Genomic DNA, 26,402 nt, shown 5'->3' with positions numbered 1-26,402 from the left:
AAGCGCTTGGTGAGCCCGCGCGTCTCGAGCATGTAACCCATGGGTTCGTCCTTTCTCTTCCGGGCGCGCGGGCCGAGTCGCCGTGCCCGCACGCCTTACCTTTCGGGTTCACCATCCATAGTGGGGCGCGTTTCTAACGAAGCTGTAACGGCCGTTGGGCTCTTTTGGCGCCAGCCCTTCTCGAACCGTACGCCGCTCATGGTATTTCTATCGTGATAATAAGGACGGAGGTGCCCGTGGCACGCAATAAGTACCCGGAGGAGACGGTCGAGAAGATTCTCGACGTTGCCGAGCGGCTCCTCATGGAGCGCGGCTACGAGCACACCACGATGATCTGAAGAGCAATACGCTAAACCGAAAAAGGTAATCGAAGCCGCGCCTGTGGACTTATCGAGGGTCGAGATTCCCGCCCCATCCATCGGCACCCGGCGGAAGGTCGTCGATGTCCTCGACCGCTTCGACTCCCTCACGGCATCGCTGACCGACTGCCTCCCCGCCGAGATCGAGGCACGCCGGGTGCAGTACGGGTACTACCGCGACCGCCTGCTCGACTTCCCGCGCAAGGCAGGCGCCACGCGCAGCATGTTCTGGATCTTGGGCATCGGCTCGATGTCGGCGTAGATGTTGAGCGTGACCATGGCGTTTCCCTCCATGCCGAGAGGCTGTATAAGCCGCCGTGGCGGGTGACGACTCATGCCCTCCTAAAAAACATGCGTAAGATCGAGCGGAGGCTGAGCACGCCGAATCGGAGCAATGGCACCCGAAAAAGTGCTGGAAAACTCACCGATTTCGCGGGGCGCTGATGGCGCGAAGGCGGATATTGGGAAGATGACAGGCCGGATTTGTCGCGTCGAGTTGGCCGTCTGCAATCTGAATCGTTCGGCGGTTTGCTTTGTTATGGCCAATGCCGTACGAAACGTACCGAAATGTGTGCGCATGGGTGCGGCCCGTCTCTATACCTTGGCTTTCGGTTGCCAGCTGATTTGCGATCAGCCTGAAATAAGGCGACGATTGGGATCCTCTAACTCGGATTTCTAACTCGGTTTCTAAGGCGCTTAGAGCCGGCCCATAAGGGCGAAAACAAAGCCACCCGTGACGATTCTTTCAGTCATCGCCCTTGTGCATCCCTCATGACCCGCGGAAATGCAAGACGTTAAAGCCACTGGCTACGATTCACTTTGCCAAACGGGTGTCGAAGAGGATAGTCGGCCGTTTTGGCGTTCATATCGGACGTTTCAGGGCCTCAAAACCAACCCGTTTTTGTCCCCGGGACAAAAATGAAACTGCGGGCTCGTGGTTTCGAAATAGTTTGCGGTTTTGTCCCAGAATTTGTCCCAAACGCCTACGCGAGGACACGCTGAGGGATTCGGCGGCAAAGTGGACAAAACCGACAACCAAACTAGACCCAATTGGAATGGCGCCACGACAAACGAGCGTGAAAGAGTGGGAATAGAAAATTCCTTAGTTATGGGGTATAAATTTGATTTCCTTTAGGATAAACCCCCATGAATATATGAATTGACCTGCTGACTCCAATGAAGATCGGAGGGTAACTGCTAGGGGTGCCGGCCCAGCGAGTGTTATTTTGCGAGCTATGCGCATTGAAAGCGACCTTTCGTGGTATAAACTACTTGCCGGAAGCCGCGGCTTTCAGAGTACGGCTTACGTGTACGTTTAACCTCCGTGGGCGACGGGGTGCCGCAAGGCGTAGAATATCGCCCACCTGTAGGGGCCTGCAGCGATGCGGGCCCCGCTTCGTATGAAGGGGGCGTAACCGATGAAGATCGTATCCATCTCCCAGGACTTCTTCGACCTCGTCGATGGCGACCGTGAGCTCATGCTTAAGCACAATCGCCCCTGCATCGTGGTGGTGAGGCTGCGTTTCCGCGGAAAGCGCAGGGACTTCGCCGTGCCGCTGCGTTCCAACATCGCCCCCAACGTGCCCAAAGACCAATACTTTGCACTGCCACCCCGCCCCACGACGCGCCCCGGCTGCCGCCACGGCATCCACTACATCAAGATGTTCCCCATAACCAAGGCCTACCAGCGCCGCTTTAGGACCGAGGGCTCGGCCTACTACGAGACGCTCCAGCGCATCATCGACAGCAACACCAAGCGCATTGTCTCCGAGTGCCAGGCATACCTCGACAGCTACGAGCGCGAGGGAAGGCCTCGCTTTGCCGTCGACATCGACCGCATCGTGGGGCTGCTGGAGGGCGAGAAGTAGGGCACTTCGGCTCAGTCTCGAGCCATGCGGAACCGCTTCACATTTTTGAACGCCGCGCGCCCCAAATACCCGAGAAACAGGCCATGAGGTGCGGCGGCGCGCCCGTATCCGCGCGCAGCCATCTCCATCAGCGTCTACGGTGCGCTACAACATCACGAGCAAGCCGCCCGGCAAGTCGGAAGCTGCCGCCAAGAAGAAGCTGGACTTCTCGGCGGTCGAGCTGCTGAGGGTCGACGAGGGCCTATGCGTTCAATGCATGCACGCCGGGCCTTACGACGACGAGCCGGCGACCATAAGCGCCATGCACGCATTTGCGGCGGAACAGGGATATGCGCCCGACTTCTCCGAATCTCGTCTCCATCACGAGATTTACCTCTCCGACCCGCGCAAGTGCGCGCCGGAGAAGCTCAAGACCGTGATCCGCCATCTCATCAAGTCGATTTAGCGAAACGAGCGCCGTCGTGCGGTTTGGCTTTTGGGGTTTAGCAATCGCCGGTTCGCGTCGATCGAGCAAGCTGCCCAGTCTCTCGGTGAGAGCGTTATCCCTTTAGGCGGTTCGTCTCGAGATTGGTTCTTAGGCCTCCTGTAGCGCGGAGTTTTGATACTTCCAAAAGTGAAATGAGATTTGAATTTTAGAAGCAGCTCTTGAAAGGCGATAGACCGAAACGCCCGATAGATACCTCGAGGTGGCGATGCTCTTTCATGACACCGACTTCGCCGGTGTGATCACGAGCGCGCGAAGGGCAAAAGCGCAGTGGTGGACCCCTCTCTATGCCACGTGATACGATCTGCACGGCAAGGCGCTCCTCAAGACGAACCCGAAGGAGTATATCGTCGACACCGGCTTCAGGACCTGGATGGCCGGCTATAGGGTCACGGATACTGGCCGCCTGTTCGAGAACGCCGTGTATCTCCAGCTGCTCTACGAAGGGTGGAGCGTGCATGTGGGCAAGCTCTATGGCAAGGAAGTCGACTTCGCCGCGACGAAGGACGGGCGTGTGCTCTATGCGCAGGCGACTGACGAGATGTTCGCAAGCGAGACCAGGGAGCGAGAGATCGCCCCTCTGAAGTCGATACGAGACAACCACGAGAAGATCGTGGTCGTGAGGCAGGGTTCCTACGACACGGACATCGACGGCATCCGCATCGTGAGCGCGAGGGATTTTTTCCTCTAGGGACATGCGATCCATCGCGAGGCGGCTAGGTCAAGTGGGGGACAATGCTCCCTTGCACCTTGCCCACCTCCAGGGGCTCTCCTTGGACTCTTGCAGGCTGTCGGGAACCTCTTGCGGCCGCAAGGGCCGCAAAAACTTTTCGCCGGGCGCTAGCTCTAAAGGCTGCTTGTTCTGTCTACCGCGCAATGATGACGGTAACGAATCCCGGGATTATCTTCTCGAGATCACGCTTGAGACCAGTTGGGTTTCGGACAAGTCTACCTGGGTCGTAGATAAAGCAGAAAAGCCGCTCGCATCCTGGATGCTCTCTGTACTGAGGAATGTCGATGCTCAACTCCTCGCCAAGCTCCTTGTCACGTAGGCCATCACGTGTCATCTTCACCTCAATGAAGCGCGCTTCGTCTTTGAGATAGAAATCCGTGCGCGAGTTCTTTCCAGCAAAGCCGGGCACCGCCTCCTCAGCGCGTACGTCATCAAAGTAGGCCAGGCAGATTGATCTGAGAAGGTCTTGGACGTCGTATTCATCATTGATCGCAAAACCGTCTCTACCAGCATGTCTACGATTGATGGAAGCAACGACGTCGGGGAACCTGTCCAATATCTGCTCAATGACAATGTCACCGTCGCTATCATTCGAGTCTTCTAGGACGATGAAGCCTTGCTGTATTCCCTCCAAAGTTCCCTGGAGAAGTCCTTGCCACTGTCTTGCAATCCTGGTGTGGTCGTTTGCCTTCTTCTCAAGGTCTTTCATCGCGTCCTGCTGAGACTCGGGAAGTAGCTCATGGAGCGCAATGGATGCCTTCGCTCTCCAGGGGCTAAATAGCTCAGACTTAACATAAGGTGCTCCGATTACGCCTTCGATATAGTGCGAAGTAGCAAGAACTGTCTCGCCCTCTTTGATCAACAACTCAAGCTTCGCGATGGCGTCATCTTTATTCATGTCGCACTTCATTCCCGTCTCGCCCGTCAATCCCTTTCAACCTCAACAGCCAGCGTCTCATGCTCCCGTCTTCAAAGAAGTCGAGCAATGCTCCATCGCAGAAGCGTTCTGCCCTCACGGCTCCGAGCAGAAGCGCCATCACCGCCTGGCCGTCAAGTTCCGATACATCTGCCCCAGACATTGCTTGGCTGCTCCACTCGAGTCCGTTGCGTTCAAGTATGTCGTGGTAATGCGTGAGCTCGTACTCTGAATGTTCGTCGACGAAGTCGTAGATTGCCTGTTCAACGTCAGCAACCGTCGTTCCGTAATTCACGTAGGGCATCTTGATTGGGTCGTTCATGGTGCCCTTGCTCTCTCGGTCTACAACCCAGTTGCCAAATCCCTCGGCATTCTCAATCGCAGGCAGATGTTTTGTCAGGCTCTCAAACATAAGCCGCCTCTTTTGAGAAATGAGCTTCAGCAATACCGTCGAGCTGCGAACGTATTGTCTCGAAGGGCTGGTTCAGGTCCAATGTCCTCACGCTTATCTGGTTACCGCTCATCTGATACACACCATCAGGCTGCACGTCTTCGTCGGTCTTGGCGTAGAGCAGCATGCCCGACACGCTATGCTGGTCGTGAGTGCTGGCGAGCTCTGCTTCCTTGTTCTTCACGTAGGTGAAGATCTGGTACAGGTTTCCGGAGTGGACGCTTTGTTTGTCGAACTGCTGTTGCGTCGTGTGACTGTAGTACTTCGCGTCGATGATGAGGACGGTCCTGCCCCGTGTGAGCGTTATGTCGGTGTGCATGGCGGGGAGCATATCGCCGAAGCCGTCGTCGAGTGCCCAGCTGATGTACGGCGCCCCTGCGGAAAGCTCTGGGTGCTCACGTCTGTAGTACTCGAGGATGAACTTCTCGTACAGGTGGCTCATTCGCTGCTCGTCGAGGAAGTCCATCATGCGGAGACTCCCGCTCTCCCGCGTCTGGAGAAGGCCCTTCGCGACCAGCCAGCACACGTTCATGAGCATGCGATAAGTCTGGTTGTTCCGGTCGAAGCGCATGTGCCAGTCTTCGCCCGAAAGGTTCACGTCTTCCACGTCTACGAAGTACGGAAGCAGCCGTTTAAGTGCCTTCTTGCGCGCCTTGTCGATGTCCGAGCGAATCAAGAGCATGATCGTCGCCTTGAGGATGCGGTTCATGCGCGTGTCCGTGCTGAACTCGTCGTAGCTGCAAATCAGCTGCCTGCGCAGAATTGAGCGCGTCTTCAAGGACTCGGACAGCTCAATCTTGCCCCTCGGTGAGGAGAGCATATCCTTGCGGTCGACGTACTCTCGGCCAAGACCGCGCTTGAGCTGCAGGCTCACGCCCCGTGACAGTATCTCGGCGAGGAGGTCGGCGGTGTTGTCGAACTCCTCGGCTGCGATGTCGCGGTAGCCCTGCCCTTGCAGCGTCTGGAACGCATAGGCGAGCATGTGGTAGATGTTCTGTATCCGGATCACCGGATTGACCTGCGCAACTTGCCGGCCCACTCGTCGACCTTGGCGGGCTCGTCGAACCAGTACTCGCGCAACATCGGCACGAGCTCGTAGTTGACGATTGCTGAGAGCTTATCGTCCGTCACGTCGTCCGGGGACATGCGGCAGAAGTAGCTGTGGCCGATGCAGAAGCCGTCTCCCAGCGACTCGTCGGACGCGATCGCCTCGTTCAGCTTCACGACGCAAGAGATGAGCCTATCGAACTTCTCACTGGCAAGTCCCTCCTGATAGGTGATGAAGCTCTCCGCGTCGAAGGCGGGACGGAGGTCGAAGAACGCGAAGCGGCGGCGCAGGGCGTAGTCGAGCATGGCAAGCGAGCGGTCCGCTGTGTTCATCATGCCAATGAGGTATACGTTGCTCGGGACGTAGAACAGCTCGTGCGAGTAGAGGAGCTGCAGCGTGTTCCTGGGCCCGCGCTTGTCGTTCTCGATGAGCATGAAAAGCTCGCCGAAGATCTTCGAGAGGTTGCCACGGTTGATTTCGTCGATGATGAAGAAGTAGTCGTTGTCAGAATCGTCCTTCGCATTCTTGCAGAAGTTGTAGAACGCGCCCTTCTCGAGGTCGAAGCCCTGCGCGTTCGGGCGGAACCCCTCTATGAAGTCTTCGTAGCTGTAGCTCTGGTGGAACTGCACCATCATCACACGCTCGGCGTCCTTTACGCCCATCATGGAGTAGGCCAGGCGCTTTGCGGCGAAGGTCTTGCCCACGCCTGGGGCACCCTGCAGGATGATGTTCTTCTTCGCGCGCAGGACGTTGACGAGGGCCCTGTAGTGCTCGCCGTCCATGTAGACCTCCGAGAGGAAGTCCTCGGACGTGTACGCTGGGTATTCAACCTCCTCCGTGTCTTCCTCGACTTCGCCGCCCTCGTCCTCGAAGAACGAGTTGAGCTTCTCAACGAGGTCGGGATAGGCGGTGATGTCCGTCAGGGTCTTCATGGCGAGGAGGTCTTCCGTGTGCCACTCTCCTCTGTTCGTCCAGCGTATCCTGCGGATGTTCGGATAGGAGTCGCCATTTTCGTCGAATTGGTAATTCCCCTCAACGATGCCGCGACCAATAATCACGCTGCGGCCCCGCTTAGCAAAGACAACGTCACCCGGCTTGATCTCGCGCGAGAACTGCCAGAGCGCAAGCGCGGAGTTCTTCTGCGAGTACTTGCTACTGTACAGGGTGCGCAGGTTTTTGCGGATATCTTCCTTGCTGGCGTATTTCTCGACGTTGCCGAGTTTGCTCCAACCGACGCCCATTACGCCACGTGCGTAGAAGTCATCCCACCTCGCGGCACCGTCTCCCGGGGAGTAGGTCCAGTAATGTGTGGTCTTGACCCCCTCGTTTCCAAGGGAATTTTCTTCCGCCTTCTCGGCTGCAGCCTTCTCGGCGACCTTTTTCTCACGGTTGACGCGCTCAGACTCCACGAAGGCGGCAGCCGTCAGCGAGGGGAAGTCTGCGTACGGGCATTCGTTGCTTTCGAGCTCTGATTTGACAGTATCGCAAATAGCGAGATAGCGTTCTCCGTCGTGAATCGGTGAGTCCTTCTCCTTTGGCGCTATGCCGGCAATGGTGGAGCCAGCCTTTGCCACGTCGGCCATGAACCAACGGTTGCGCGAGTCCAGGCTGATGAAGTTGTAGGGCCTCGCCCAGTAGAGGCCCATGGTGAGCTTCCAGCCAAGTGTGAACTGGATGACGGCGGTATCGAATGCCTCGACGAAGGCCTTCCGGGTTTCCTCGTTGTCGTCGGCGGCCAGTGCAAGTTCGGCCTCGAAAACATGCCAAAGGTTATCGATGTCATTCTCGCCGCGCCGGTCGTCGTTGGCGAAGGCATAGAAGGTCGCGTTGAGGTTGTTGAGCACGGGGATGCCCTCGAAGTCCGTGGGCTGATCTGCCCCAATGTCGAACACCTCGGCGATGCCGGCGATGATCTTTTGCCGGTTTGCGTCTGTGATGCCCTTGTTGAAGAGGCCGAAGACGGTGAACGGATCGATGTCTTGGAGCTCATCTGCCTCAAGCTTAGGGAGACTCATCCCGATCGATTCATAGACAGTTGCTAGCTTGATTATCAAATCGTCGCGCCTGTCTCGATAGGTCAGCAGCTTGTCAGATAACTCTTCATAAAAGCTAATCCAAGTAAATTTTGTGCTGGTCATTATAGTCACTGCCTATCTTGTTCCTCTGCCAAGGCGCCTTGCTTTCAATGTCTTTCCATATGCGTCTACATGCGCGACAGGTATCTTTATCGAATCTAAGTACACCAACGAGTATCTTTGCATCAATGTAATCCAACGCTTCGTCGATATTGCGCCCATTTCTTACTACTCCGTCAATTATGCTGATAACGTTTCTTTTTAGCTCGGGATTAATGTTCAATAGACCGGTATTGAGAACATGGATATCGCCAACTTTCTTGGGCAGAATCTCAAGTACACCGCCCCACAGCTTCTGCCGTAAAGCTCCGTGAATGCGAACGCAATGCTGTTGTAATAGGCGATAATAGAACAGACGTTCGATAAAATAATTTAGTATCAGATAGCGGGCACGGTTTCAATCGAATCCGTGCCCGCTGCTGTATGTGTGTCCTTGCACGCCCAATATGCGCCGTAAAAGCCGTCTTCTTCAACGTCAAAGTGAGCGCGCTTCATTTTTGTCTCTTAGAATCTTATTTTCACGATTTGCATTTTCATCCTGTTGTCACCGACCCTTGCGAGAAACCGGAAAAAGCCGCTGACAGAAGGGTCTCTCAAATCGTTGTAACCCAGCATATAGCCGCGACTTGTGACCTGCAGACGGCTGTCCCACGCGCCGATTTCCTTGGCGGCATCCGAAACCGCAAAATATGCCCCAACATCCTTGATTTTTGCAGTCTTAAGCCATGTTTTTGCGATCATCTTTACTGCCGTCCGATTGGCAGCATCAAAGACCAGCACACCGCCGGGGAAAGCGTCCGCCATCTCCCGCACCAGTTCCCGGACCTGCTGGGTCAGAAAGTAATAGAATACCCCGGAGGCAAAGAGTACCGCCCCGCCGGAGGCATCGATTTTGCCAAACCATGCGGTGTCTTTCAGGTCGCAGGGGATATTTTGTTCTCGATCCTCGGCGGGCAGTAGCTGCTGCCGCAAGGCAATCACATCCGGGAAGTCCAGATTGTAGATCCTGCATTTACCGTTGTCGCAGGTTCTGCCGGTGTTGTCCAGCCCACAGCCCAGATTGACCACCGCCGCATTGGGGTGGCCTTTCAGGTAATCCCGCACCTCGAAAGCAAGATCGCCCTGCCGTGTGGCCACCTCCAGCGCACCAAAGCGCTGCATCAGGCTGCGGGAGCTTTTCTCTGCCTCTGAAAAGTCGTAGTCGATCTGGTCGAGCAGACGAACCGCTGTTTCATCCCTATAAAGGTTCGGGTACAGCTCCGTACACAGCTTTCGAGAATACAGCGGGAGGATCAGCGTCTCCTGCACGGTGTTTTTCTCAATTTTACATTTCATAGGTGCCTTCCTCAGTGAATAAAAACTGTCATAATTGCCGCCAGCACAGCCGCTATGACCGTCATGCCTATTGCCATGTGCAGGATGGATGCAAAAATGCCCGCATGACGTCCTCAAACACCATATCCGCCACACTGCCTTGCAGAACGGCGCAACGCCCCTCCTGAATTGCAGTTCGGTTGAGCTTTCTAGCCTTCTCTACGCTGACGGGCGAATAGTCGATGCCTTTGACGACGCCATGCGGGCATTTTTTCAGCAGCCGTTTTATGTTCGCCCCGCCGCCACAGCCGCAATCCAACACCTTGGCATTTGGCGCAAGTCGTAGAAATCGAAGTCCCCACCGCGCCACAGGGCTGTGGCCTAGATTCATCATTGCAACCATAAGTTTTCCGTCGAGGCCCACGGGCTTGCGGGTGTTTTCAAAGAAAGACATCTGGCCCCTCCGATTTCGTGCATTCCGCATAGGTCAGCGGGAACGAGGCCTTCAGCACCGCGCTTTTCTGCACCGCCCAGCCGTTTTGACGCAGGAAACGCAGGTATTCCTCGCTTGTCCACCTGCTGTGGAGGGGGAATCCCGCCAAACTCATGAATAAGGCTTTTGCCTTGCCGGAAACCGAGTTCCCCGCGTGAGTGAAGGTTGGCGCGATGAGCACGCCGTCGTCCTTCAGCACTCGCCTGATTTCTTGCAGGGCTTTTTCCGGATGCGGCACTATGTGAAGCGCGTTGGACACGATCACCACTTCGAAGGACTTCTGTGCATAGGGCAGGCGGAACATATCTTGTACGGAAAAGTGCAGCTTTGCGGATTGATGGTCCCGCTTTGCTTCAAGGATCATCTTTGCAGAAGCGTCCGTAGCCTCGATGTGCGCCGCCGCATTCACGATGCTCTTTGCGATAAGCCCCGTGCCGGTAGCAACCTCCAGCACGGTTTTTGCTTTCACAACCGGCCGGATCAGCCCATACATTTCCTCATACGCCGCCCGGTCGTTTCGCATGAAACGGTCGTACCGACCGGCATTCTTGTCCCAGAAGTCCTTGCGTTCGTGCGTGGCTATCGCCCCCAAAAAGTTAGAGCCATCTAACCATAACACACGAATCATGCAGTAAGCTAAAGCTAACCTTATTTTCTTGGCAAAGACGCATCTCTCCGACCCTTCGAATCACCCCTTTTCACGCTGCCCGCTACGAACCCCGGCGGAAACCAGGGAGTGATTAAAGGAGCGACCTGCGGTTTCGCGAATCAATTGAGTCATTCCCGAAACCGCGAATCAAGGGCCTGATTCGCTCAAATTGCGCACGAATCAGCCCTCGGGCGGTACGACGCGAGACGCATCGACAACATTCGCACCGGATTAGTCATCGAGGGGGAGTAGTAATAGAACATTTGCTCTTGTTTTTCATACGGTTTCGTGCGGTTCCGATGGCGACCGATGGGGGCGTTTCGCAACCGCCGCACCTGCAAGTCATATGGTTTCACAATCGGGCAAAAACTCAGAAGGCTCCTCGTGAAAAACGAGGAGCCTTCCTGTTTTCAAGACTTTAGTCTGCTGGCCGCGCAGCGGCCAGCTTTGAACCACCCGCTACGCGGGTGGAGACAAACGGCTTTACAAAGCCACCCCTCCGACCGATATTGACGATTGTTCAGGCCGTCAAGAATTCGAGTCGAAGGGGTGGTCGCCATGGCCCAGAAGGCCTACAGCCTTTCCCACACGAAGTGGATGTGCAAGTACCACATCGTGTTCACGCCGAAGTATAGGCGCAAAGTGATCTACAACCAAATCAGGAGCGACATAGGGGAGATCCTCAGGAAGCTGTGCGAGTACAAGGGGATCGAGATAATCGAGGGGCACCTGATGCCAGACCACGTGCACGTGCTGCTGGCGATCCCGCCGAAGTACAGCGTCGCGAGCGTCATGGGCTACCTGAAGGGGGAAGAGCTCGCTGATGATATTCGACAGGCACGCCAACCTCAAGTACAAGTTCGGCAACAGGAAGTTCTGGGCGGAGGGCTACTACGTGTCCACCGTCGGCCTGAACGAGGCGACGATCGCCAAGTACATCAGGGAGCAGGAGTCCCACGACATCGCGCTGGACAAGCTGAGCGTGAAGGAGTACGAGGACCCCTTCAAGAGGAGGTGATCCTGCCGGTTCGACCGGCGCGCCACGGGTCAAGATGCACTAGGCCTGGACGAAGTCCGGGCCCGCGCCTTTAGACGCGAGCCCGGGGCCCGTGGGTTATACCCTAAGAGCAAACCACCCTTTTTAAGGGTGGTTCTGATTTCCTTCAGCGCGGGCGGATCGGGACCCCCGCCGATCTAGAGGCACTCGGTCAGAATCTGGAACACCTCGCTGCGCTCCAGTTTCTTGGCGCAACCGCCGGTGAGCACGCAGGTGTCCGCAACCTTGCGCAGCGTCTCGTCGGACGCGTCGGAGTCCATCTCGGCGAAGCTCGTGGGAAGCCCCATCTCGCCGATGAACGTCTGCAGGCGGTCGATACCCTCCAGCGCCACCGTAAGGTCGTCTTTGCCCTTGGCGTCGACGTCCCACACCTCGCGCGCCCAGCGGGCGAACTGCGCGGGTGCCTCGGGGGCCAGGTGGCGGTAGAGCGCAGGATGGATGACCGCGAGGCCCATTCCGTGGTTGGTGTGGGTGTAGGCGCCGTACTGGTGCTGGATCATGTGCGCCTGGAAGTCCGTTGACTTGCCGATCTTGAGCACGCCGTTCTCGGCCATGGCGGAGTCGTATACGAGCTCGCTTCTGGCATCGAGGTTCTGGTCGTCGTCCGCGATGATCCGCATGTTGCGGATGACGTTACGCTGGATGGCGAGGTTGATGTCGTCGGTGACATTGCGCCCGCGCGGGCTTCCGAAATAGCTCTCCATGCAGTGCGAGAGCGTGTCGAACGCGCCGCTCATGAACTGCGCGTGCGGCACGGTGAGCGTGAGCGCCGGGTCGAGCGCCGCCCACATGGGCATCGCCCCCAGATAGGCGCCCTTCACGTGTGTCTCCTCGTTGGTGATGACGGCGCCGTTGTTCTGCTCGGCGCCCGTGCCGGAGAGTGTCACGATGCAGCCCATGGGGATGAACGAGCTCGGCATCTTGCCGTCGACGTGCTCGAACGTCTCGATGTCCTCGTCAAGCATCGCCTGCGCGGAGACCACCTTGCAGCAGTCGAAGACCGACCCGCCGCCGACGGAGAGAATGAAGTCGACCTGTTCCTTGCGTGCGAGCGCGGCGCCTTCCTGGCACTTCTCGTAGGTCGGATTGGGCATGATGCCGCCGAAGTCCACCACGCGCTTGCCCGCGCTCGTGAGCTTATCGACCACGTGGCCGTAGACGCCGGTTCGTTTGACCGAGCCTCCGCCGTAGGCGAGCATCACTGTCTTGCCCATGGCACCCATCTCGGCGTCGAGCGCCTGGTCCATGGCCCCCTCGCCGAAGTAGTTCCTGACCGGGTAGTCGTACGTGAATGAGTTCATGGCAATTCCTCCTAGTAAGTTATCAGTGCGGTCTAACCGCTCGTCTACACGTTGCGCACGAGCCCGGACATCCATTCGATGGTGGCGGGGTCGTGGTGGTCGAAGAACGCGCTGCGCCCGGTGTCGAGCGCGGCGATGGCGACCATCTCGTCGTCGCCCAGCGCGAAGTCGAAGACGTCGAAGTTTTGCTCCATGCGATCGCGGTGCGTGCTCTTAGGGATACAGACCACACCGCGCTGCAGCAGCCAGCGCAACACGACCTGAGCGACCGTCTTGCCGTGTGCCTCGCCGATGCGAGCGAGGACCTCGTTGCGGAAGAGGTCGTTTCTGCCCTCCGCAAAGGGCGCCCAGCCCTCCATGGCCACCTCCTTGCCGGCCATGTACTCCTGCGCCTCGCGCTGCTGGAAGAACACGTTGCACTCGACTTGGTTCACGGCGGGGGCGATGCGGTTGAACGAGATGAGGTTTGCGAGGTGATCGGGGTAGAAGTTAGCTGTGCCTATGGCGCGGATAACGCCCTGCTCGTAGAGCTCCTCCATGGCGCGCCACGCGCCGAAGACGTCGCCGAACGGCTGATGGATGAGGTAGAGGTCGACGTAGTCGAGCCCCAGCCGCTTGAGCGACGCGTCGAAGCCGCGCTTGGCCCCCTCGTAGCTCACATCCGACATCCACAGCTTGGTCGTCACGAACACCTCGTCGCGCGGCAGGCCGCTCGCACGAATGGCAGCCCCGACCGCCTCTTCGTTGCCGTAGCTCGCGGCCGTGTCGAGCAGCCGGTAGCCGACCGAGAGCGCGTCCTCCACGGCGCGCTGGCATTCCGCGGCGTCCGGGATCTGGTACACGCCGAAGCCGAGCTGCGGCATCCTGACGCCGTTGTTCAAGGTGATGTAGTCCATGGTGCCTTCCTTTCTCGCAACTTGACGTATCCACCATACGAGGGGCGCCGCGCCGGCGGAAGTTTCCGTTGGTGAGGGTTCTATAACGCTGGGGTGCGCACGGGGTTATAACCCGCAGGTTCTAGGCGTCACCTCAAAGAGATCGGCGCCGAGCTCGTCGGCAATGGTCTGAGCTACGACAGCGGTGTGGCTCTGTGCCGAGTAGTAGGCCACGAGGACGTTGCCGTCTGCAGCGGGCACTGCGGCGGGCTCATCCTCGACAGTCGACTGGTCCTCGGCGGCGGCTTGGTTGGTCCGTTGTCGTCTGAGTGCTACTCCTGCGCGTTGAAATCGGGGCGTATGGCCAGGTAGCCCGCGAGTGCTTCCTCAGTGGCGGTGTAGTAGGTCATGGTCCCGTCGAGCTTGGCAATCTCGGCCATCTCGTCTTCGGTGAGGGAGAAGCCAAAGATGTTCGCGTTGTCGGCGATGTGGACGGGGTTCTTGGAGCCGGGGATGATGGAGGTGCCCATTTGCACGTGCCAGCGCAGGATCACCTGGGCTGGGGTCTTGCCGTACTTCTCGGCGAGAGCGACGAAGACGGGCTCCTCCAGAAGACCTTTGTCGCCGTGGCCGAGCGGGTACCACGCCTCGATCACCGTGCCGTACGGCGCGAGGTAGGCGCGCAGGTCGCGCTGGGCGTGGTAGGGGTGGCACTCAACGGTCACGAGCTGCGGCTTGATGTCGGCGACCTCGATGACCTCGGCGATCTTGTCTTGCGGGAAGTTGGAGAGGCCGAGGGCGCGCACCTTGCCCGCGCGGTACGCCTCCTCCATCGTGCGCCACGCGGCCAGGTAGTCGCCTACCGGCTGGTGCAGGATGAGCATATCGACGTAGTCGAGCCCCAGGCGCTGGAGCGTGGCGTCCACCGCCGGCATGCCCGCGTCGTAGACGCTCGGCCAGAGCTTGGTGGAGACGAAGATCTTGTCGCGCGCGATGCCGCTCTTGGCGATGGCACGGCCCACGGCGCGCTCGTTCATGTAGGCGTTGGCGGTGTCGATGTGCTCGTAGCCAGCCGCGAGCGCGGCGGTTGCGGCCGCCTCGGCCTCGGCCGGGGTCATGAGGAAGGTGCCCAAACCCTCGATGGGCATCTCTACGTCGTTGTTGAGCTTCAGATACTCCATGGTCTCCTCCTTAATGGTGACTTTTCGAATACAAGGCTACGGCGTTTACTGACGCGCGAGAAGTTCACGTTGGAATGATGGATATAACCATGGGGTATATACGGCACATAATGCGTGACAGGAGGATCGATGTACAACCCACAGCTTGACACTTTCATCCGCGTGGCGGAGGCGGGCAGCTTCTCCAAGGCGGCACAAGAGTCCTTCATCACGCCCACGGCCGTCATCAAGCAGATGAACCTGCTGGAGTCGCGGCTAGGCCTTACGCTGTTCCACCGATCGCATCAGGGGCTTTCGCTTACGCGAGCAGGCAGGTCGCTGCTCGCCGACGCCCGCCATATCGTGCAGTACTCTCAAGAATCAATCGCACGCGCCCGCGTCGCCGAGCGCGGAGAGAAGCGCATCATCCGCGTGGGAGTGTCGCTCATGACGCCCAGCACGCCGCTCACGAAGCTATGGCCGAAGGTGAAGGAACGTTGCCCTGGCATGAGCCTTCAGGTGGTCACGTTTGAAAACACACCCTCGGCGGCGCGCGGTTTGGCGAACCTCGGGCAAGACATGGATATCGTGGCGGGGATTTTCGACGATGCCTTTCTTAAAGAGCGCGGGTGCCTGGGCCTCGAGCTTTCGCGCGAGCCGCTCTGGTGCGCCGTTCCCGTCGACAACGAACTCGCCAAACGCGACATCGTCACATTCGACGACCTCCACAATCACAGTCTTATGCTTATACGCCGGGGCTGGAACGCCGAAATCGACCGCGTGCGCGACGAGATACTCTTGCATCATCCTCAAATCGCGCTCGTAGACTTCCCGCAATATCGGGCGGAGGTGTTCAATCGCGGCGCGAACGAGGACCTCGCGCTTGCGACGCTACCGTTGTGGGCCAACGTCCACCCCATGCTCAAAACCGTCCCTACCGATTGGGACTGTCTCGTGTCTTACGGGCTGCTTCATTCGTCGCACCCCGCAGACCATGTGCGGGAGTTCCTCGATGCGGTGTCTGCCGTGCTCGAGGCAGAGCATCGATAGGCAATCGCGAACAGATGCGCTTATGCCTATGGGAATAACGGGAATAACAGCCTCCGAACCTTCTGGTTCGGAGGCTTTCTTTTTGCATGTCTGCCTAAAACGACTCCTTGCCAAAGCCCCTTGAGCATCGGGCGGCATTATTGAGCGTGGGCGTTATCGTAGGTATCTTTAATCTCATCCGGCAAATCGTCGGGGATCAGCGCCTTCACTCTATCCTCGTTGCCATCCTGAATCGCCTGCTCGTAGTACCAGCATTTGAACTTCAACATGTCCAGCGCGCGGTTCATGTTTGCGATCTCCAACTCCATGTGGGCCTTTCGTTCCTCGAACATGGCCTTGCGCTTGGGATATGTCGATGGGCCCTCCGCACACCATTCCATGAACAGCCGGATGTCCTTGATCTCCATCCCAGCCTTCTTCAGGCATTCGATGACCCGAAGCGCCTCGAGTTCCGTATCGCCGAATCGGCGAATGCCGGACGTCCGCTCCAGCCCCGGGAACAATCCCTGCTTATCGTAATAACGCAGCGTGGAAACGGGCAGACCGAACATCTCCGCCACCTGTCCGATTGTGTACATGGTTCCTCCGGATAAATCTAGAATTCATTTCTTGACCTAAAGTTAGGTTTAGGTATTACGTTTATTTTCGTTAATACAAATCGGGAGCGCAAGGGATTTTCGCCAAAGGCGCACGCTTGTCGGAACGGTTTTCGCCGGCGGCGTGAACGACGTGGGCGATATCGCCGGGCATCCTGCTCTGGAGCGGGCGCGACGGATAGGCATGGGAATCTAGGCGGGCAGCTTGGACGCGCGGAAGCAGTTTGTACTCAAAACCATCGACAGGAGGAAATCGATCATGACAATTAAACAGACGGCAGGTAGAGATGCCCTGGGGGACTTTGCCCCCAAATTTGCACAGCTCAATGACGATGTGCTGTTCGGCGAGGTATGGAGTCGAGAAGACGGGCTTTCCCTTCGAGATCGCAGCATAGTGACGGTGGTTGCCCTAATGGCGCAGGGCCTGACGGACTCTTCGTTTCAATATCATCTGATGTCCGCAAAGAACAATGGCGTGACCAGGGCTGAGATAGCGGAAATCCTTACGCATGCGGCGTTTTATGCGGGATGGCCCAAGGCGTGGGCGGCCTTTCGCATGGCGAAGGAGGTCTGGGCGGATGACAATGCCGCTGATGCAAGAGCTAAGCATCAAAACGAGATGGCCTTTCCCATCGGTGCCCCCAACGACGCATTTGCGAAGTACTTTATCGGGCAAAGCTACCTCGCGCCCCTTTCCACCGAGCAGGTCGGCATTTACAACGTTACGTTCGAGCCAGGCTGCCGCAACAACTGGCACACCCATCACGCCAAAAGCGGCGGCGGGCAGATTCTCGTCTGCGTGGCTGGCCGAGGGTTTTACCAGGAATGGGGCAAACCGGCACAGGAGCTGTGCCCCGGCGATGTAGTAAATATTCCCGCAGGCGTAAAGCACTGGCACGGTGCGGCGCCCGACAGCTGGTTCTCCCATCTCGCGGTGGAGGTTCCGGGCGAGGAGGCCTCCAACGAGTGGTTGGAGCCCGTGGACGACGAGCAATACCTTAAAGCGACTGACAAGGAGGTTTAGGTATGGAACAGTTGAATCTGACGCAGGAATGGGACAAAGTATTTCCCAAAAGCGACAAGGTTGAGCACAGCAAGGCGACCTTCCATAACCGATACGGCATCACGCTGGTGGCTGACGTCTACGTGCCTAAGAACGCGGAAGGCAAGCTGCCCGCCATCGCCGTCAGCGGCCCTTTTGGCGCGGTGAAGGAGCAGTCCTCCGGTCTGTACGCGCAGAAAATGGCGGAGTTGGGCTTTTTTGCAATTGCCTTTGACCCGTCCTATACCGGCGAGAGCGGCGGCACACCCCGCTATGTAGCATCGCCGGACATCAACACCGAGGACTTCTGCGCAGCGGTGGATTTCCTCTCTGTGCAGGAAAGCGTTGACCCGGAGCGTATCGGCATCATCGGTATCTGCGGTTGGGGCGGCATGGCAGTCAATGCGGCGGCCATCGACACCCGTATCAAAGCTACCGCGGCTATGACCATGTACGATATGACCCGCGTGACCGCAAACGGCTATTTTGACGCCGAGGATTCCGAGCAGGCGCGCTTTGAAAAGCGGAAAGCGCTGAACGCGCAGCGCACCGAGGACTATAAAAACGGCAGCTATGCGCTGGCGGGCGGCGTGGTCGATCCGCTACCGGAGGATGCGCCGCAGTTTGTAGCGGACTATTACGCCTACTACAAAACTCCGCGAGGCTATCATCCCCGCAGCCTGAACTCCAACGGTGGCTGGAATGTGACGTCCTCGCTGTCGTTCCTGAATATGCCGATTTTGCAATACAGCAGCGAAATTCGCTCTGCGGTACTGCTGGTGCATGGCGAGAAGGCGCACTCCCGCTATTTCAGCGAAACTGCGTACAGCAAGCTGACGGGGGACAACAAGGAATTGCTCATTATCCCTGGTGCCAGCCACACCGACCTTTACGATCAGATGGACATCATTCCGTTTGGAAAGCTGAAGGCATTCTTTGAGGAATACCTGAAATAAGGCGCGCCTTGATTTAATGGCAAGTCTCCAGCAACGATTCTTCTAAAGAGTGGGAGTAGCTGAAACGAGGCGATTGAATAACTCCATCTGTTTTGGTTAAAACAAAAAATATGCCGCGCGCCTGCGGCATAAAGGAGGGAGATTCTTATGAATATCGTTGTATTGAGTGGCAGCCCGCGCAAGGGCGCCAATACCGACACCATGGTCGAGGCGTTTGCCGAGACCGCGCGCGAGGGCGGTAATACGGTCGAGGTCGTCCGCGTTGCCGGCAAAAAGATCGCTGGTTGTCTGGGATGCCAGTACTGCTTTACCCATGAGGGCACTTGCGTGCAGAAGGACGACATGGCCGACGTGATCGAGTCGCTGAAAGGCGCCGACATGGTTGTCTTCGCTTCGCCTATCTACTGGTTTGATATCACTGCGCAGGAGAAGGCCGCCATCGATCGCCTGTACGCCTTCGGTGCTACGGGCTTCCCGTTCACCAAGACGGCCCTTTTGCTCGATAGCCACAGCGAGGGCGTCTATGACGCGGCGATCGCCATGTACAAGTCAACCTGCGCGTACTGCAAGTGGGAGGACCAGGGCATTGTCACCATCAGCGGTATGACCGAGCGCGACAGCATGGCATCCTCGCCCAAGTTGGAAGGGGTGCGAGAGCTCGCCCGCAAGCTCGCCTAAGGACAAGAGGAGCGCATGGCAATCAGCGTTGGCGGAAATGCTTGCTGCCCTTACCAAGAGGATTGCTGATTGCCATGCAACGATGCTCCAGCGGACAATTCCGGTGTGCTAAAACGCCTTCTCGTTCAAGAATTCCCTGAACGCGGGGATGTCAAAGCCAACGAGACCACGCCCGCGCTCTCCGATGACGCCGTCCTCCAGGAGGCGGCGTTTGTATTGGCTTGCGTAGTTGCTGGCGACGCCCATGCGTTTGGCTATCTCCGAGACCCTGCTGGGGCCAGAATCGGGCAGCATCGCGAGCAAAAACTCAAGGTCTTTATCGGAAAGCTCCCGATAGGTCGTTTCGAGAATTCGATCGCGCAGCTCCATGCGGGCAAGCAGAGAACCCTGCTGTACATCAGGTGCACTGATTTTGGGCGAGTTCTCCGAAACATCCCATGTGCGATATCCGACGAGCTGCATCATATAGGGAAATCCGTCGACGGCCTTCACGGCATCCTCGAGCGCTTCTGGCGTGATTGAGCGGCCTCCGGCCTCAACGGTTTTGCGGAATGCGTTTGCAATTTCAACGTCAGTGATTCGTCCTAACTGATGATATTGGGAACGCCTGAGGAACGAGACGGAATCGTTACGCAGCAACGCCGATACTTTGTAGGGCAGTCCTGCCATGAGTAGGGCAACTTTTTTACCTTCGCGTACAAAGTGCTGGTAAACAGAGGCAAATTGAAGCATTTCTTCGAGATCTACTGTGACTTCATCAATGGTGATGAGAAGTCCGATGTCATGTTTTTCGAGTTGCTTAAAGATGCCATTCATGCGCGTGCGCCAGTTGCCCTGAGCCTCTTGAGCATATGTCCAATCGATGCCCACTGGGCCAATTTGAACACCGTTTATGCGCGCGTGAGGCTGTGAGAGGTAGCTATCTGCGGCTTCTTTGGTTCGCTCGATAATATCTTCGAGCATGCCTGGCATGGCGGAGACATTTGCTGCGATCCAGCCGTGTTCAAGCGCCGTTTCTGAAAGGAGCGAGAGAAGCGCCGTTTTGCCCGTTCCCCTTGCGCCAGTAAAAATGGTTGACAGGTTGGGATCTCCCGGGCCGTTGATGAAGCCACGGTTGATGTCACGCAGGATATGCTCGCGACCCGCTAGAAAGGGAGGGACGCTTCCGAACGTCGGGGTAAAGGGGTTCTTGCTGTACTCCATGGTAGCTCCTTTGCAAGTTTTGCTAATTTTTGCAAGTTTTGCTATCTTTTGCAAGTTTTGCTAACGACTGACCAAAGGGCATCGAAGCAGTGGCGCTGACATTTTTTACGCAGAAAAATAAGCAGAAATCAATTTATCTGCGTTAAAAAATAGTTGAGAAGAAAAACGACGAGTCCCGGGCGCAATGCCGTTGCGTTCCGGGCCTCGTCGCTTTGCGAAGTATCTAACGATCTCGTTGCCGTGGTACCTAGTCAAACAAGCTCGGCATGTCGTTTTCCTTCATGAGGGCACCGGCAGAGGGAAGGCTCTGCGCGGTGAACTTTTCGGCCGAGACGCCGGCGCCAAGAATCTCCTCGGTCGTGCCGACCGTGGTGACCGAGCGGCCCTTCTTGGCCGTAAGGGCCTGGACGCCCTGCGTGTTGGTGGTCGTCTTGGTCTTGAGCAACGACGTGTTGAAGTTCATCAGGCGGTAGTCGCTCGAGACCAGCGCGATGTCGCGATCTTCCTTGAGCACCTGGGCATACAGCAGCTTGCTGCCACCGTAGATAGCGTTCTTGAGACGTTTGCGGTTGGTCTTGGTAACGTATCCGGAAAGTGCGACGCGCACCACGCGGCCGTTCTCAAAGACAAACAGCACGTCGGCCTTGTAGTCCTCGGGGTCGATGACCCAGATGACATTCTCGTCGGGTTCCATCTCAAGATCGGTCGGCAGGTACGAGCCCAGCTGGGCCGACTTGGTGTCCTCAAACGCCGCAACCTTGCACTTGTACACCTGGCTCTTGTTGGTAAACACGAGCAGCTCGTGGGTGTTGGAGGACGGGAACTCGATAAAGGGTTTGTCGCCGTCCTTGTACTTGAGCGTGGTCGCCTTCTTGAGTACGCGGTCCGTCATCTTCTTAAGGTAGCCATCGCGCGAGAGCATGATGGTAACCGGATATTCCTCGACCTCGGGCTCCAGGCTCACCTCGATAACCTCATGGGGCTCAATCCTGCCCGTGCGGCGCGGCATCACATATTTCTTGTTGACTGCGGCCAGCTCGTCGCTGATGACCTTCTTGATGTTCTCCTCGCTGGAGAGGATTTCCTCAAGCTCGGCAATCTCGCCCTCAAGCTTAGCGATGTCCTTGGTGCGGTTGAGGATGTACTCCTCGTTGATGTTGCGGAGCTTGAGCTCGGCAACAAATTCGGCCTGGGTCTCGTCGATGTCGAAGCCGCGCATAAGGTTGGGCACGACCTCGGCCTCGAGCTTGGTGCCACGGATGATGGCGATCGCCTTGTCGATGTCGAGCAAGATCGCCTCGAGGCCGTGCAGCAGGTGCAGGCGCTCGGACTTTTTGCCCAGGTCAAAGTTAATGCGGCGACGCGTGGACTCAATACGCCACTTGACCCACTCGTGCAGGATCTGGCGCACGCCCATGACACGGGGATAGCCGTCGACGAGCACGTTGAAGTTGCACGAGAACGAATCCTGCAGCGTGGTCGAGCGATAGAGCTTGGCCATAAGCTTGTCGGGGTCGACGCCGCGCTTAAGGTCGATGGCGATGCGCAAACCCGAGAGGTCGGTTTCGTCGCGGATGTCGGCAATCTCCTTGACCTTGCCCTCTTTGGAAAGCTTGACGATGCGCTCGATGATGACATCGGTCTTGGTGGTGTAGGGGATCTCGTAGACCTCGATGATGCGCTCTTCGGGAATCCAGCGCCAGCGGGAGCGGATCTGGAAGCTGCCAAGGCCGGTCTCGACGATCTTCTCCATCTCCTCGCGGCGGTAGATAATTTCGCCGCCGGTCGAGAAGTCAGGCATGGGCATGTACTCGAGCAGGTCGCAGTCGGGATCCTGCAGGTAGTGCATGGTGGCGGTGCAGACCTCGTTGAGGTTGAAACCGCAGATGTCGGACGCCATGGCGACGCCGATGCCCTTGTTGGCCGAGACGAGGATATTGGGGAACGTGGTGGGCAGCAGGCGCGGCTCCTTCATGGCACCGTCGTAGCTGTCGACGAAGTCGACCGGGTCCTTGTCGATGTCCTTGAAGATCTCGGCGCTGATGGGGGAGAGCTTGGCTTCGGTATAACGCGAGGCGGCGTAGCTCAGGTCGCCCGAATAGTACTTGCCAAAGTTGCCCTTCGACTCCACGAAGGGCGCAAGCAGCGCTTCGTTGCCCGTCGCCAGGCGCACCATCGTCTCGTAGATCGCGGCATCGCCGTGCGGGTTGAGCTTCATGGTCTGGCCCACGATGTTGGCGCTCTTCTGGCGCTCGCCCTTGAGCAGACCCATCTTGTACATGGTGTAGAGCAGCTTGCGGTGCGAGGGCTTAAAGCCGTCGATCTCGGGGAACGCACGCGAGACGTTGACGCTCATGGCGTAGGGCATGTAGTTGACCTCGAGCGTCTGCGTGATCGGCTGGTCGGTGACCTCGGAGTGCAGGCCGATGACGTTTTCGGCGTTGACCTGCTTTTTCTTTGGCTGGTTCTTCGTCTTCTTCTTTGCCACGATTTCCTCTTGAACTTCTTATGGGCCGTCGTTATCGATTTGCTGCTACTGCAGGTCCAGCTGGTCCAGGTATTCCTTGCCGTGCTCGGAGATATGGCGCTTGCGGCCTGCCTCGTCGTTGCCAAGCAACAGGTTGAACATGGTTTCCATCTTGGTGACGTCCTCGGGCTCCACCTTGATCAGGCGGCGCGTCTCGGGGTTCATGGTGGTGAGCCACATCATGTCCGGATCGTTCTCACCAAGACCCTTGGAGCGGTTGATCGAGCACTTTTGGTCGCCGATCTCCTTAAGGATGCCGTTCTTCTCGAGCTCGGTGTAGGCAAAGTAGGTCTTCTCTTTGCAGTTGATCTCGTAGAGCGGCGACTCGGCGATATACACGTAGCCCTCGTCGATAAGCGTGGGCACCAGACGATAGAGCATGGTGAGCACGAGCGTGCGGATGTGATAACCGTCGACGTCGGCGTCCGTACAGATGATGACCTTGTTCCAGTTGAGGTTGTCCAGGTCAAAGGCGCCCAGGTTCTTGATGCGCTTGTCCTTGATCTCCACACCGCAGCCCAGCACGCGCATAAGGTCCATGATGATGTCGGACTTAAAGATGCGCGGATAATCCTCCTTCAGGCAGTTGAGGATCTTACCGCGGACGGGCATAACGCCCTGGAACTCGGCATCGCGCGAGGTGCGAATGGCGCCTGCTGCCGAGTCGCCCTCTACGATGTAGATCTCGCGGCGGCTTTTGTCCTTGGAGCGGCAGTCGATGAACTTCTGCACGCGGTTGGCCATGTCGGTCTTCTGCTGCAGGTTGGTCTTGATGCTCTGACGCGTCTTCTCGGCGTTCTCGCGCGAGCGCTTGTTGATGAGCACCTGCTCCATGATCTTGTTGGCGGCGTCTTTGTTCTCGATCAAGTAGGTCGAAAGGCGCTCCTTAAAGAAGGCCGTCATAGCCTGCTGGATAAAGCGGTTATTGATGGCCTTCTTGGTCTGGTTTTCGTAGGACGTTTGGGTGGAGAAACAGTTGGTCACCAGCACCAGGCAGTCCTGGACGTCCTGCCATTTGATGCCGCTCTCGTTTTTGTTGTACTTGCCCTGTTGCTTAATGTAAGCATCGATGGCGCTGGTCAGAGCACTGCGGGCGGCCTTCTCGGGCGAACCGCCGTTCTCGAGCCACGATGAGTTGTGGTAGTACTCTTGCATCGTGAAGGTGCGCGAGAAGCACATGCAAGCAGTGATTTTTACGTTGTAATCGGGCAGGTCTTCACGGTCGCGACCGCGACGGTCGGCCTCGATAAAGAAGGGCTCGGTGAGGTAGTCGGTACCGACCTTCTCGAGCACGTAGTCCTCGATGCCCTTGGGATAGCAGAAGTCCTCTTCGGTAAATTCGCCATCGTCGCCCTCAATACGCAGGCGGAAGGTCACGTTGGCGTTGACCACGGCCTGACGGCGCATGGTCTCGCGATACCAATCGTGGGGAATGCTGATCGAGGTAAAGACCTCAAGATCGGGACGCCACTTGATGGTGGTGCCGGTACGGTCTTCGTCGCTGGGCTCAATCTCGAGTGCCTTCTTTTTGGCGCCGACCACCTTGCCTTTCTTAAAGTGCAGGGAGTACTTGTTGCCGTCGCGCCAAACCGTGACGTCCATGTATTCGGAGGCGTACTGGGTCGCGCACGAGCCTAGGCCGTTGGTACCGAGCGAGAAGTCGTAGTCGCCGCCCTGGTTGTTGTTGTATTTGCCGCCGGCGTAGAGCTCGCAAAAGACGAGCTCCCAGTTAAAGCGCTTCTCGGAGGGGTTCCAGTCGAGCGGGCAGCCGCGGCCATTGTCCTCTACCTGAATGGAACCATCGCGAAAGGCGGTAAGGGTGATGAGCTTGCCGTAGCCCTGGCGCGCCTCGTCAACGGCGTTGGACAGGATCTCGAAGGCGGCATGCGCGCAGCCATCGAGTCCGTCCGAGCCAAAGATAACGGCGGGGCGCAGGCGTACGCGCTCCTCGTCCTTGAGCTGGCGGATACTGTCGTTACCATAGTTTGCGGTGTTTTTTGCCATACTCGCTCTCTCGGTGCTCGTTTGCTGCGTTTTAGTCATATAGATAGTCAAGGTAGCATAGCCCAGCCCTTGGGCGATTCCAACCAACACGAAATCCATCGAACAATCGTTCGGAATTTGGTGGAACAGCGTTTACTTGGACGAAACCGAGTCGGTTCTGTCCGAGTAAGTTTGAAAGCGGTCGAATGCGTCCTGCTGCGCTTGCGGTTGGATGCGTTTGTCAAAAACGTGCCATGCGGATTGTTGGATTGAATCGGACATTGGGACAGGCGTCTCTTTTTATGGGCCACGGGCGTGCGTGTGCGAGTCCCTTTGGCCCATAAGGAACGCTGTCGGGTCGTTATTTGGGCCACGGGTCACTTTGCCGGCGCCGTGTTTCGTCATACGCTCATAGTGGAAGCCGATGCCACGGGACGACGAAGGCCTTGGGCAACGGATGAGCTACAAGCCGAAAGGAGCGGTGAGGATGATGAAGCCCATGACGAAGAAGCTGCTGTTAGGAATTCCCACCGTGACGCTTTCGGCTGTGCTGGCGTGTACGCTTGCCGGCTGCGGCGGTAATGCGCCGAGTGGCTCGGGTGGCAGCGCGCCCGTGCAGGAGAAGACCGAGAAGCCCAAGGCCTATGAGTCGCAGACGGTCGAGGTGGCAGGCATTACCTATGAGTCGGTGGCTCACGGTACGTTCTATCGCGGCGACGCCAAGCTGCAGGACGGCTTTTACCTGCACATCAAGATTACCAACAACAACACAAAGAACAGGACGTTCAGTTCCTTTAACGTGCATGCTGCCCAGGGCGATCTTGAGGCAGGCGACCCGTTGTTTACTTCCGGCAAGGCGGCCGTGCTCGACTACGTCGCAAGCGAAGCTCCCGATGATCTGCACAAGGGAATTGACCTTTCCGAGAGGCCAGATATCGGTCCGGGCGAGACCGTTGAGTACGTGTATTTCTGGGCGCCCAAGACGGCGTACTACGGGCCCATCACTGTCGAGTTCGTAGACGCTTACGCCCCCGCCAAGAATCACGAAGCCATGCACTTTGACACCACGGGGTGCGAGACCAAGGAGTTCAAGGCTGCCGGCGGTGTGGCCGATTCTGGTGACGCGGCCAATATGACCGGCATCGATTGTGCATCGTACAGTATCGAGGCCGCCGATGGGTACACGCTGGATTCGTCCAACGAAGAGCATGAAAAGGCAAACTTCTTCCACGACGAGACTGGAGGACGCCTGAACATCAGCATCTTCCCGCGCTCGCCGGAGGAAGAGGTTGCGAGCCTGGAGCAGGTCTACGAAGGCAAGGAGACGACAACAGACCAGGTCGAGTATAACGGCATAACGTGGCTGCGCTTTACCGGTCCCGACAACGGTCATACGCTGTTTGCGACGGCTCCCGCGACGGGCGAGACCGTTCGTGTGTCGATCGGCTGGAAGATCGACTGGGACGCCGCCGTGCCCATGATGGAGGCACTGAAGCTCAAATAACGCCGCGATTCTCACGTCAG

23 protein-coding genes and 2 pseudogenes are annotated in these 26,402 nt (G+C 57.6%); 10 read left to right on the top strand and 15 right to left on the bottom strand.

What is annotated here, in order from left to right:
- Nucleotides 1-381: 381 nt before the first annotated feature.
- From ACKUUJ_RS09720 to ACKUUJ_RS09705, 4 genes and pseudogenes are all read left to right on the top strand, one after another.
- A complete protein-coding gene (locus ACKUUJ_RS09720; protein WP_409065446.1) occupies nucleotides 382-621 on the top strand; it encodes a restriction endonuclease subunit S in 240 nt (79 codons plus the stop codon).
- 1,156 nt (nucleotides 622-1,777) lie between these two features.
- Nucleotides 1,778-2,227 (top strand): hypothetical protein, encoded by a 450-nt coding sequence (locus ACKUUJ_RS09715; protein WP_409065445.1) that lies wholly within the window; start codon nucleotides 1,778-1,780, stop codon nucleotides 2,225-2,227.
- A 175-nt stretch (nucleotides 2,228-2,402) separates the two neighbouring features.
- Nucleotides 2,403-2,672: pseudogene (locus tag ACKUUJ_RS09710) on the top strand (GyrI-like domain-containing protein); the annotation flags it as partial.
- A 412-nt stretch (nucleotides 2,673-3,084) separates the two neighbouring features.
- Nucleotides 3,085-3,402 carry a hypothetical protein gene (locus tag ACKUUJ_RS09705; RefSeq protein WP_409065444.1) on the top strand — a complete coding sequence of 106 codons (318 nt, stop codon included), beginning with the start codon at nucleotides 3,085-3,087 and terminating at the stop codon, nucleotides 3,400-3,402.
- A gap of 175 nt (nucleotides 3,403-3,577) precedes the next feature.
- On the opposite strand, the gene ACKUUJ_RS09700 is transcribed toward ACKUUJ_RS09705, so the two are convergent.
- The 7 genes from ACKUUJ_RS09700 to ACKUUJ_RS09670 all read right to left on the bottom strand — a co-directional run bounded on the left by ACKUUJ_RS09700 (nucleotide 3,578) and on the right by ACKUUJ_RS09670 (nucleotide 10,429).
- Nucleotides 3,578-4,342, bottom strand: a complete 765-nt coding sequence (locus ACKUUJ_RS09700; RefSeq protein ID WP_409065443.1) for a hypothetical protein — start codon at nucleotides 4,340-4,342, stop codon at nucleotides 3,578-3,580.
- A complete protein-coding gene (locus ACKUUJ_RS09695) occupies nucleotides 4,335-4,772 on the bottom strand; it encodes a DUF6508 domain-containing protein (protein ID WP_409065442.1) in 438 nt (145 codons plus the stop codon). The genes ACKUUJ_RS09700 and ACKUUJ_RS09695 overlap by 8 nt, the downstream gene beginning before the upstream one ends.
- On the bottom strand, nucleotides 4,765-5,820 hold the full coding sequence (gene mcrC, locus ACKUUJ_RS09690) for a 5-methylcytosine-specific restriction endonuclease system specificity protein McrC (RefSeq protein WP_409065441.1): 1,056 nt from the start codon (nucleotides 5,818-5,820) through the stop codon (nucleotides 4,765-4,767). The genes ACKUUJ_RS09695 and mcrC overlap by 8 nt, the downstream gene beginning before the upstream one ends.
- Nucleotides 5,817-7,913, bottom strand: coding sequence for an AAA family ATPase (locus ACKUUJ_RS09685; RefSeq protein ID WP_409065440.1), 2,097 nt, complete (start codon nucleotides 7,911-7,913; stop codon nucleotides 5,817-5,819). Before ACKUUJ_RS09685 ends, mcrC begins: the two co-directional genes overlap by 4 nt.
- A gap of 585 nt (nucleotides 7,914-8,498) precedes the next feature.
- A complete protein-coding gene (locus ACKUUJ_RS09680) occupies nucleotides 8,499-9,329 on the bottom strand; it encodes a class I SAM-dependent methyltransferase (protein WP_409065439.1) in 831 nt (276 codons plus the stop codon).
- A 67-nt stretch (nucleotides 9,330-9,396) separates the two neighbouring features.
- Nucleotides 9,397-9,762, bottom strand: a complete 366-nt coding sequence (locus ACKUUJ_RS09675) for an SAM-dependent methyltransferase (protein WP_409065438.1) — start codon at nucleotides 9,760-9,762, stop codon at nucleotides 9,397-9,399.
- The gene (locus tag ACKUUJ_RS09670; protein WP_409065437.1) at nucleotides 9,749-10,429 is read right to left on the bottom strand and encodes a class I SAM-dependent methyltransferase; all 681 of its coding nucleotides are present in this window, start codon (nucleotides 10,427-10,429) and stop codon (nucleotides 9,749-9,751) included. The genes ACKUUJ_RS09675 and ACKUUJ_RS09670 overlap by 14 nt, the downstream gene beginning before the upstream one ends.
- Nucleotides 10,430-11,008: 579 nt before the next feature.
- On the opposite strand from ACKUUJ_RS09670, the pseudogene tnpA reads away from it, so the two are divergent.
- A pseudogene (gene tnpA, locus ACKUUJ_RS09665) lies at nucleotides 11,009-11,468 on the top strand (IS200/IS605 family transposase).
- A gap of 176 nt (nucleotides 11,469-11,644) precedes the next feature.
- Here the strand turns inward: tnpA and ACKUUJ_RS09660 are convergent.
- The 4 genes from ACKUUJ_RS09660 to ACKUUJ_RS09645 form a co-directional block, all read right to left on the bottom strand.
- Nucleotides 11,645-12,808 carry an iron-containing alcohol dehydrogenase gene (locus tag ACKUUJ_RS09660; protein ID WP_409065436.1) on the bottom strand — a complete coding sequence of 388 codons (1,164 nt, stop codon included), beginning with the start codon at nucleotides 12,806-12,808 and terminating at the stop codon, nucleotides 11,645-11,647.
- 44 nt (nucleotides 12,809-12,852) lie between these two features.
- Nucleotides 12,853-13,704, bottom strand: a complete 852-nt coding sequence (locus ACKUUJ_RS09655; protein WP_161115259.1) for an aldo/keto reductase — start codon at nucleotides 13,702-13,704, stop codon at nucleotides 12,853-12,855.
- A 105-nt stretch (nucleotides 13,705-13,809) separates the two neighbouring features.
- Entirely contained in the window at nucleotides 13,810-13,944 is a 135-nt protein-coding gene (locus tag ACKUUJ_RS09650) for a flavodoxin (RefSeq protein ID WP_409065435.1), read from the bottom strand.
- Between the two features lie 71 nt (nucleotides 13,945-14,015).
- Nucleotides 14,016-14,864 carry an aldo/keto reductase gene (locus ACKUUJ_RS09645; protein WP_409065434.1) on the bottom strand — a complete coding sequence of 283 codons (849 nt, stop codon included), beginning with the start codon at nucleotides 14,862-14,864 and terminating at the stop codon, nucleotides 14,016-14,018.
- Between the two features lie 129 nt (nucleotides 14,865-14,993).
- Between ACKUUJ_RS09645 and ACKUUJ_RS09640 the strand changes: the two genes are divergently transcribed.
- Nucleotides 14,994-15,893 carry a LysR family transcriptional regulator gene (locus ACKUUJ_RS09640; protein ID WP_271737624.1) on the top strand — a complete coding sequence of 300 codons (900 nt, stop codon included), beginning with the start codon at nucleotides 14,994-14,996 and terminating at the stop codon, nucleotides 15,891-15,893.
- A 137-nt stretch (nucleotides 15,894-16,030) separates the two neighbouring features.
- Here the strand turns inward: ACKUUJ_RS09640 and ACKUUJ_RS09635 are convergent, their stop codons facing one another.
- A complete protein-coding gene (locus ACKUUJ_RS09635; RefSeq protein ID WP_373094223.1) occupies nucleotides 16,031-16,471 on the bottom strand; it encodes a MerR family transcriptional regulator in 441 nt (146 codons plus the stop codon).
- Between the two features lie 223 nt (nucleotides 16,472-16,694).
- On the opposite strand from ACKUUJ_RS09635, the gene ACKUUJ_RS09630 reads away from it, so the two are divergent.
- The 3 genes from ACKUUJ_RS09630 to ACKUUJ_RS09620 all read left to right on the top strand — a co-directional run bounded on the left by ACKUUJ_RS09630 (nucleotide 16,695) and on the right by ACKUUJ_RS09620 (nucleotide 19,165).
- Nucleotides 16,695-17,513 (top strand): carboxymuconolactone decarboxylase family protein, encoded by an 819-nt coding sequence (locus tag ACKUUJ_RS09630; RefSeq protein ID WP_409065433.1) that lies wholly within the window; start codon nucleotides 16,695-16,697, stop codon nucleotides 17,511-17,513.
- A 2-nt stretch (nucleotides 17,514-17,515) separates the two neighbouring features.
- Nucleotides 17,516-18,487 carry an alpha/beta hydrolase gene (locus tag ACKUUJ_RS09625; RefSeq protein ID WP_302012819.1) on the top strand — a complete coding sequence of 324 codons (972 nt, stop codon included), beginning with the start codon at nucleotides 17,516-17,518 and terminating at the stop codon, nucleotides 18,485-18,487.
- 147 nt (nucleotides 18,488-18,634) lie between these two features.
- Nucleotides 18,635-19,165: a flavodoxin family protein gene (locus ACKUUJ_RS09620; protein WP_390397105.1), complete on the top strand. Its 531-nt coding sequence runs from the start codon at nucleotides 18,635-18,637 to the stop codon at nucleotides 19,163-19,165.
- Between the two features lie 108 nt (nucleotides 19,166-19,273).
- Here the strand turns inward: ACKUUJ_RS09620 and ACKUUJ_RS09615 are convergent, their stop codons facing one another.
- The 3 genes from ACKUUJ_RS09615 to ACKUUJ_RS09605 form a co-directional block, all read right to left on the bottom strand.
- Nucleotides 19,274-20,368 carry an ATP-binding protein gene (locus tag ACKUUJ_RS09615; RefSeq protein ID WP_409065432.1) on the bottom strand — a complete coding sequence of 365 codons (1,095 nt, stop codon included), beginning with the start codon at nucleotides 20,366-20,368 and terminating at the stop codon, nucleotides 19,274-19,276.
- 247 nt (nucleotides 20,369-20,615) lie between these two features.
- Complete coding sequence (locus ACKUUJ_RS09610; RefSeq protein WP_409065431.1) at nucleotides 20,616-22,856, bottom strand: DNA gyrase subunit A; 2,241 nt, start codon at nucleotides 22,854-22,856, stop codon at nucleotides 20,616-20,618.
- A gap of 45 nt (nucleotides 22,857-22,901) precedes the next feature.
- Nucleotides 22,902-24,899, bottom strand: coding sequence for a type IIA DNA topoisomerase subunit B (locus ACKUUJ_RS09605; RefSeq protein ID WP_409065430.1), 1,998 nt, complete (start codon nucleotides 24,897-24,899; stop codon nucleotides 22,902-22,904).
- 469 nt (nucleotides 24,900-25,368) lie between these two features.
- On the opposite strand from ACKUUJ_RS09605, the gene ACKUUJ_RS09600 reads away from it, so the two are divergent.
- Complete coding sequence (locus tag ACKUUJ_RS09600) at nucleotides 25,369-26,382, top strand: hypothetical protein (RefSeq protein WP_409065429.1); 1,014 nt, start codon at nucleotides 25,369-25,371, stop codon at nucleotides 26,380-26,382.
- Nucleotides 26,383-26,402 lie beyond the last annotated feature (20 nt).

It is taken from the genome of Collinsella sp. wc0583, assembly GCF_046116915.1.
Classification (GTDB): Bacteria; Actinomycetota; Coriobacteriia; order Coriobacteriales; family Coriobacteriaceae; genus Collinsella.
The sequence above is the reverse complement of the archived record's forward strand: the minus strand, read 5'-3'. Positions and strand labels throughout refer to the sequence as shown.

Bases quoted from the DNA above. Each gene is read 5' to 3' on its own strand.
- ACKUUJ_RS09715 (WP_409065445.1), top strand. From the start codon at position 1,778: ATGAAGATCGTATCCATCTCCCAGGACTTCTTCGACCTCGTCGATGGC.
- ACKUUJ_RS09705 (WP_409065444.1), top strand. From the start codon at position 3,085: ATGGCCGGCTATAGGGTCACGGATACTGGCCGCCTGTTCGAGAACGCC.
- ACKUUJ_RS09700 (WP_409065443.1), bottom strand. From the start codon at position 4,342: ATGAATAAAGATGACGCCATCGCGAAGCTTGAGTTGTTGATCAAAGAG.
- ACKUUJ_RS09695 (WP_409065442.1), bottom strand. From the start codon at position 4,772: ATGTTTGAGAGCCTGACAAAACATCTGCCTGCGATTGAGAATGCCGAG.
- ACKUUJ_RS09680 (WP_409065439.1), bottom strand. From the start codon at position 9,329: ATGAAATGTAAAATTGAGAAAAACACCGTGCAGGAGACGCTGATCCTC.
- ACKUUJ_RS09675 (WP_409065438.1), bottom strand. From the start codon at position 9,762: ATGTCTTTCTTTGAAAACACCCGCAAGCCCGTGGGCCTCGACGGAAAA.
- ACKUUJ_RS09670 (WP_409065437.1), bottom strand. From the start codon at position 10,429: ATGATTCGTGTGTTATGGTTAGATGGCTCTAACTTTTTGGGGGCGATA.
- ACKUUJ_RS09660 (WP_409065436.1), bottom strand. From the start codon at position 12,808: ATGAACTCATTCACGTACGACTACCCGGTCAGGAACTACTTCGGCGAG.
- ACKUUJ_RS09655 (WP_161115259.1), bottom strand. From the start codon at position 13,704: ATGGACTACATCACCTTGAACAACGGCGTCAGGATGCCGCAGCTCGGC.
- ACKUUJ_RS09645 (WP_409065434.1), bottom strand. From the start codon at position 14,864: ATGGAGTATCTGAAGCTCAACAACGACGTAGAGATGCCCATCGAGGGT.
- ACKUUJ_RS09640 (WP_271737624.1), top strand. From the start codon at position 14,994: ATGTACAACCCACAGCTTGACACTTTCATCCGCGTGGCGGAGGCGGGC.
- ACKUUJ_RS09635 (WP_373094223.1), bottom strand. From the start codon at position 16,471: ATGTACACAATCGGACAGGTGGCGGAGATGTTCGGTCTGCCCGTTTCC.
- ACKUUJ_RS09625 (WP_302012819.1), top strand. From the start codon at position 17,516: ATGGAACAGTTGAATCTGACGCAGGAATGGGACAAAGTATTTCCCAAA.
- ACKUUJ_RS09620 (WP_390397105.1), top strand. From the start codon at position 18,635: ATGAATATCGTTGTATTGAGTGGCAGCCCGCGCAAGGGCGCCAATACC.
- ACKUUJ_RS09615 (WP_409065432.1), bottom strand. From the start codon at position 20,368: ATGGAGTACAGCAAGAACCCCTTTACCCCGACGTTCGGAAGCGTCCCT.
- ACKUUJ_RS09605 (WP_409065430.1), bottom strand. From the start codon at position 24,899: ATGGCAAAAAACACCGCAAACTATGGTAACGACAGTATCCGCCAGCTC.
- ACKUUJ_RS09600 (WP_409065429.1), top strand. From the start codon at position 25,369: ATGAAGCCCATGACGAAGAAGCTGCTGTTAGGAATTCCCACCGTGACG.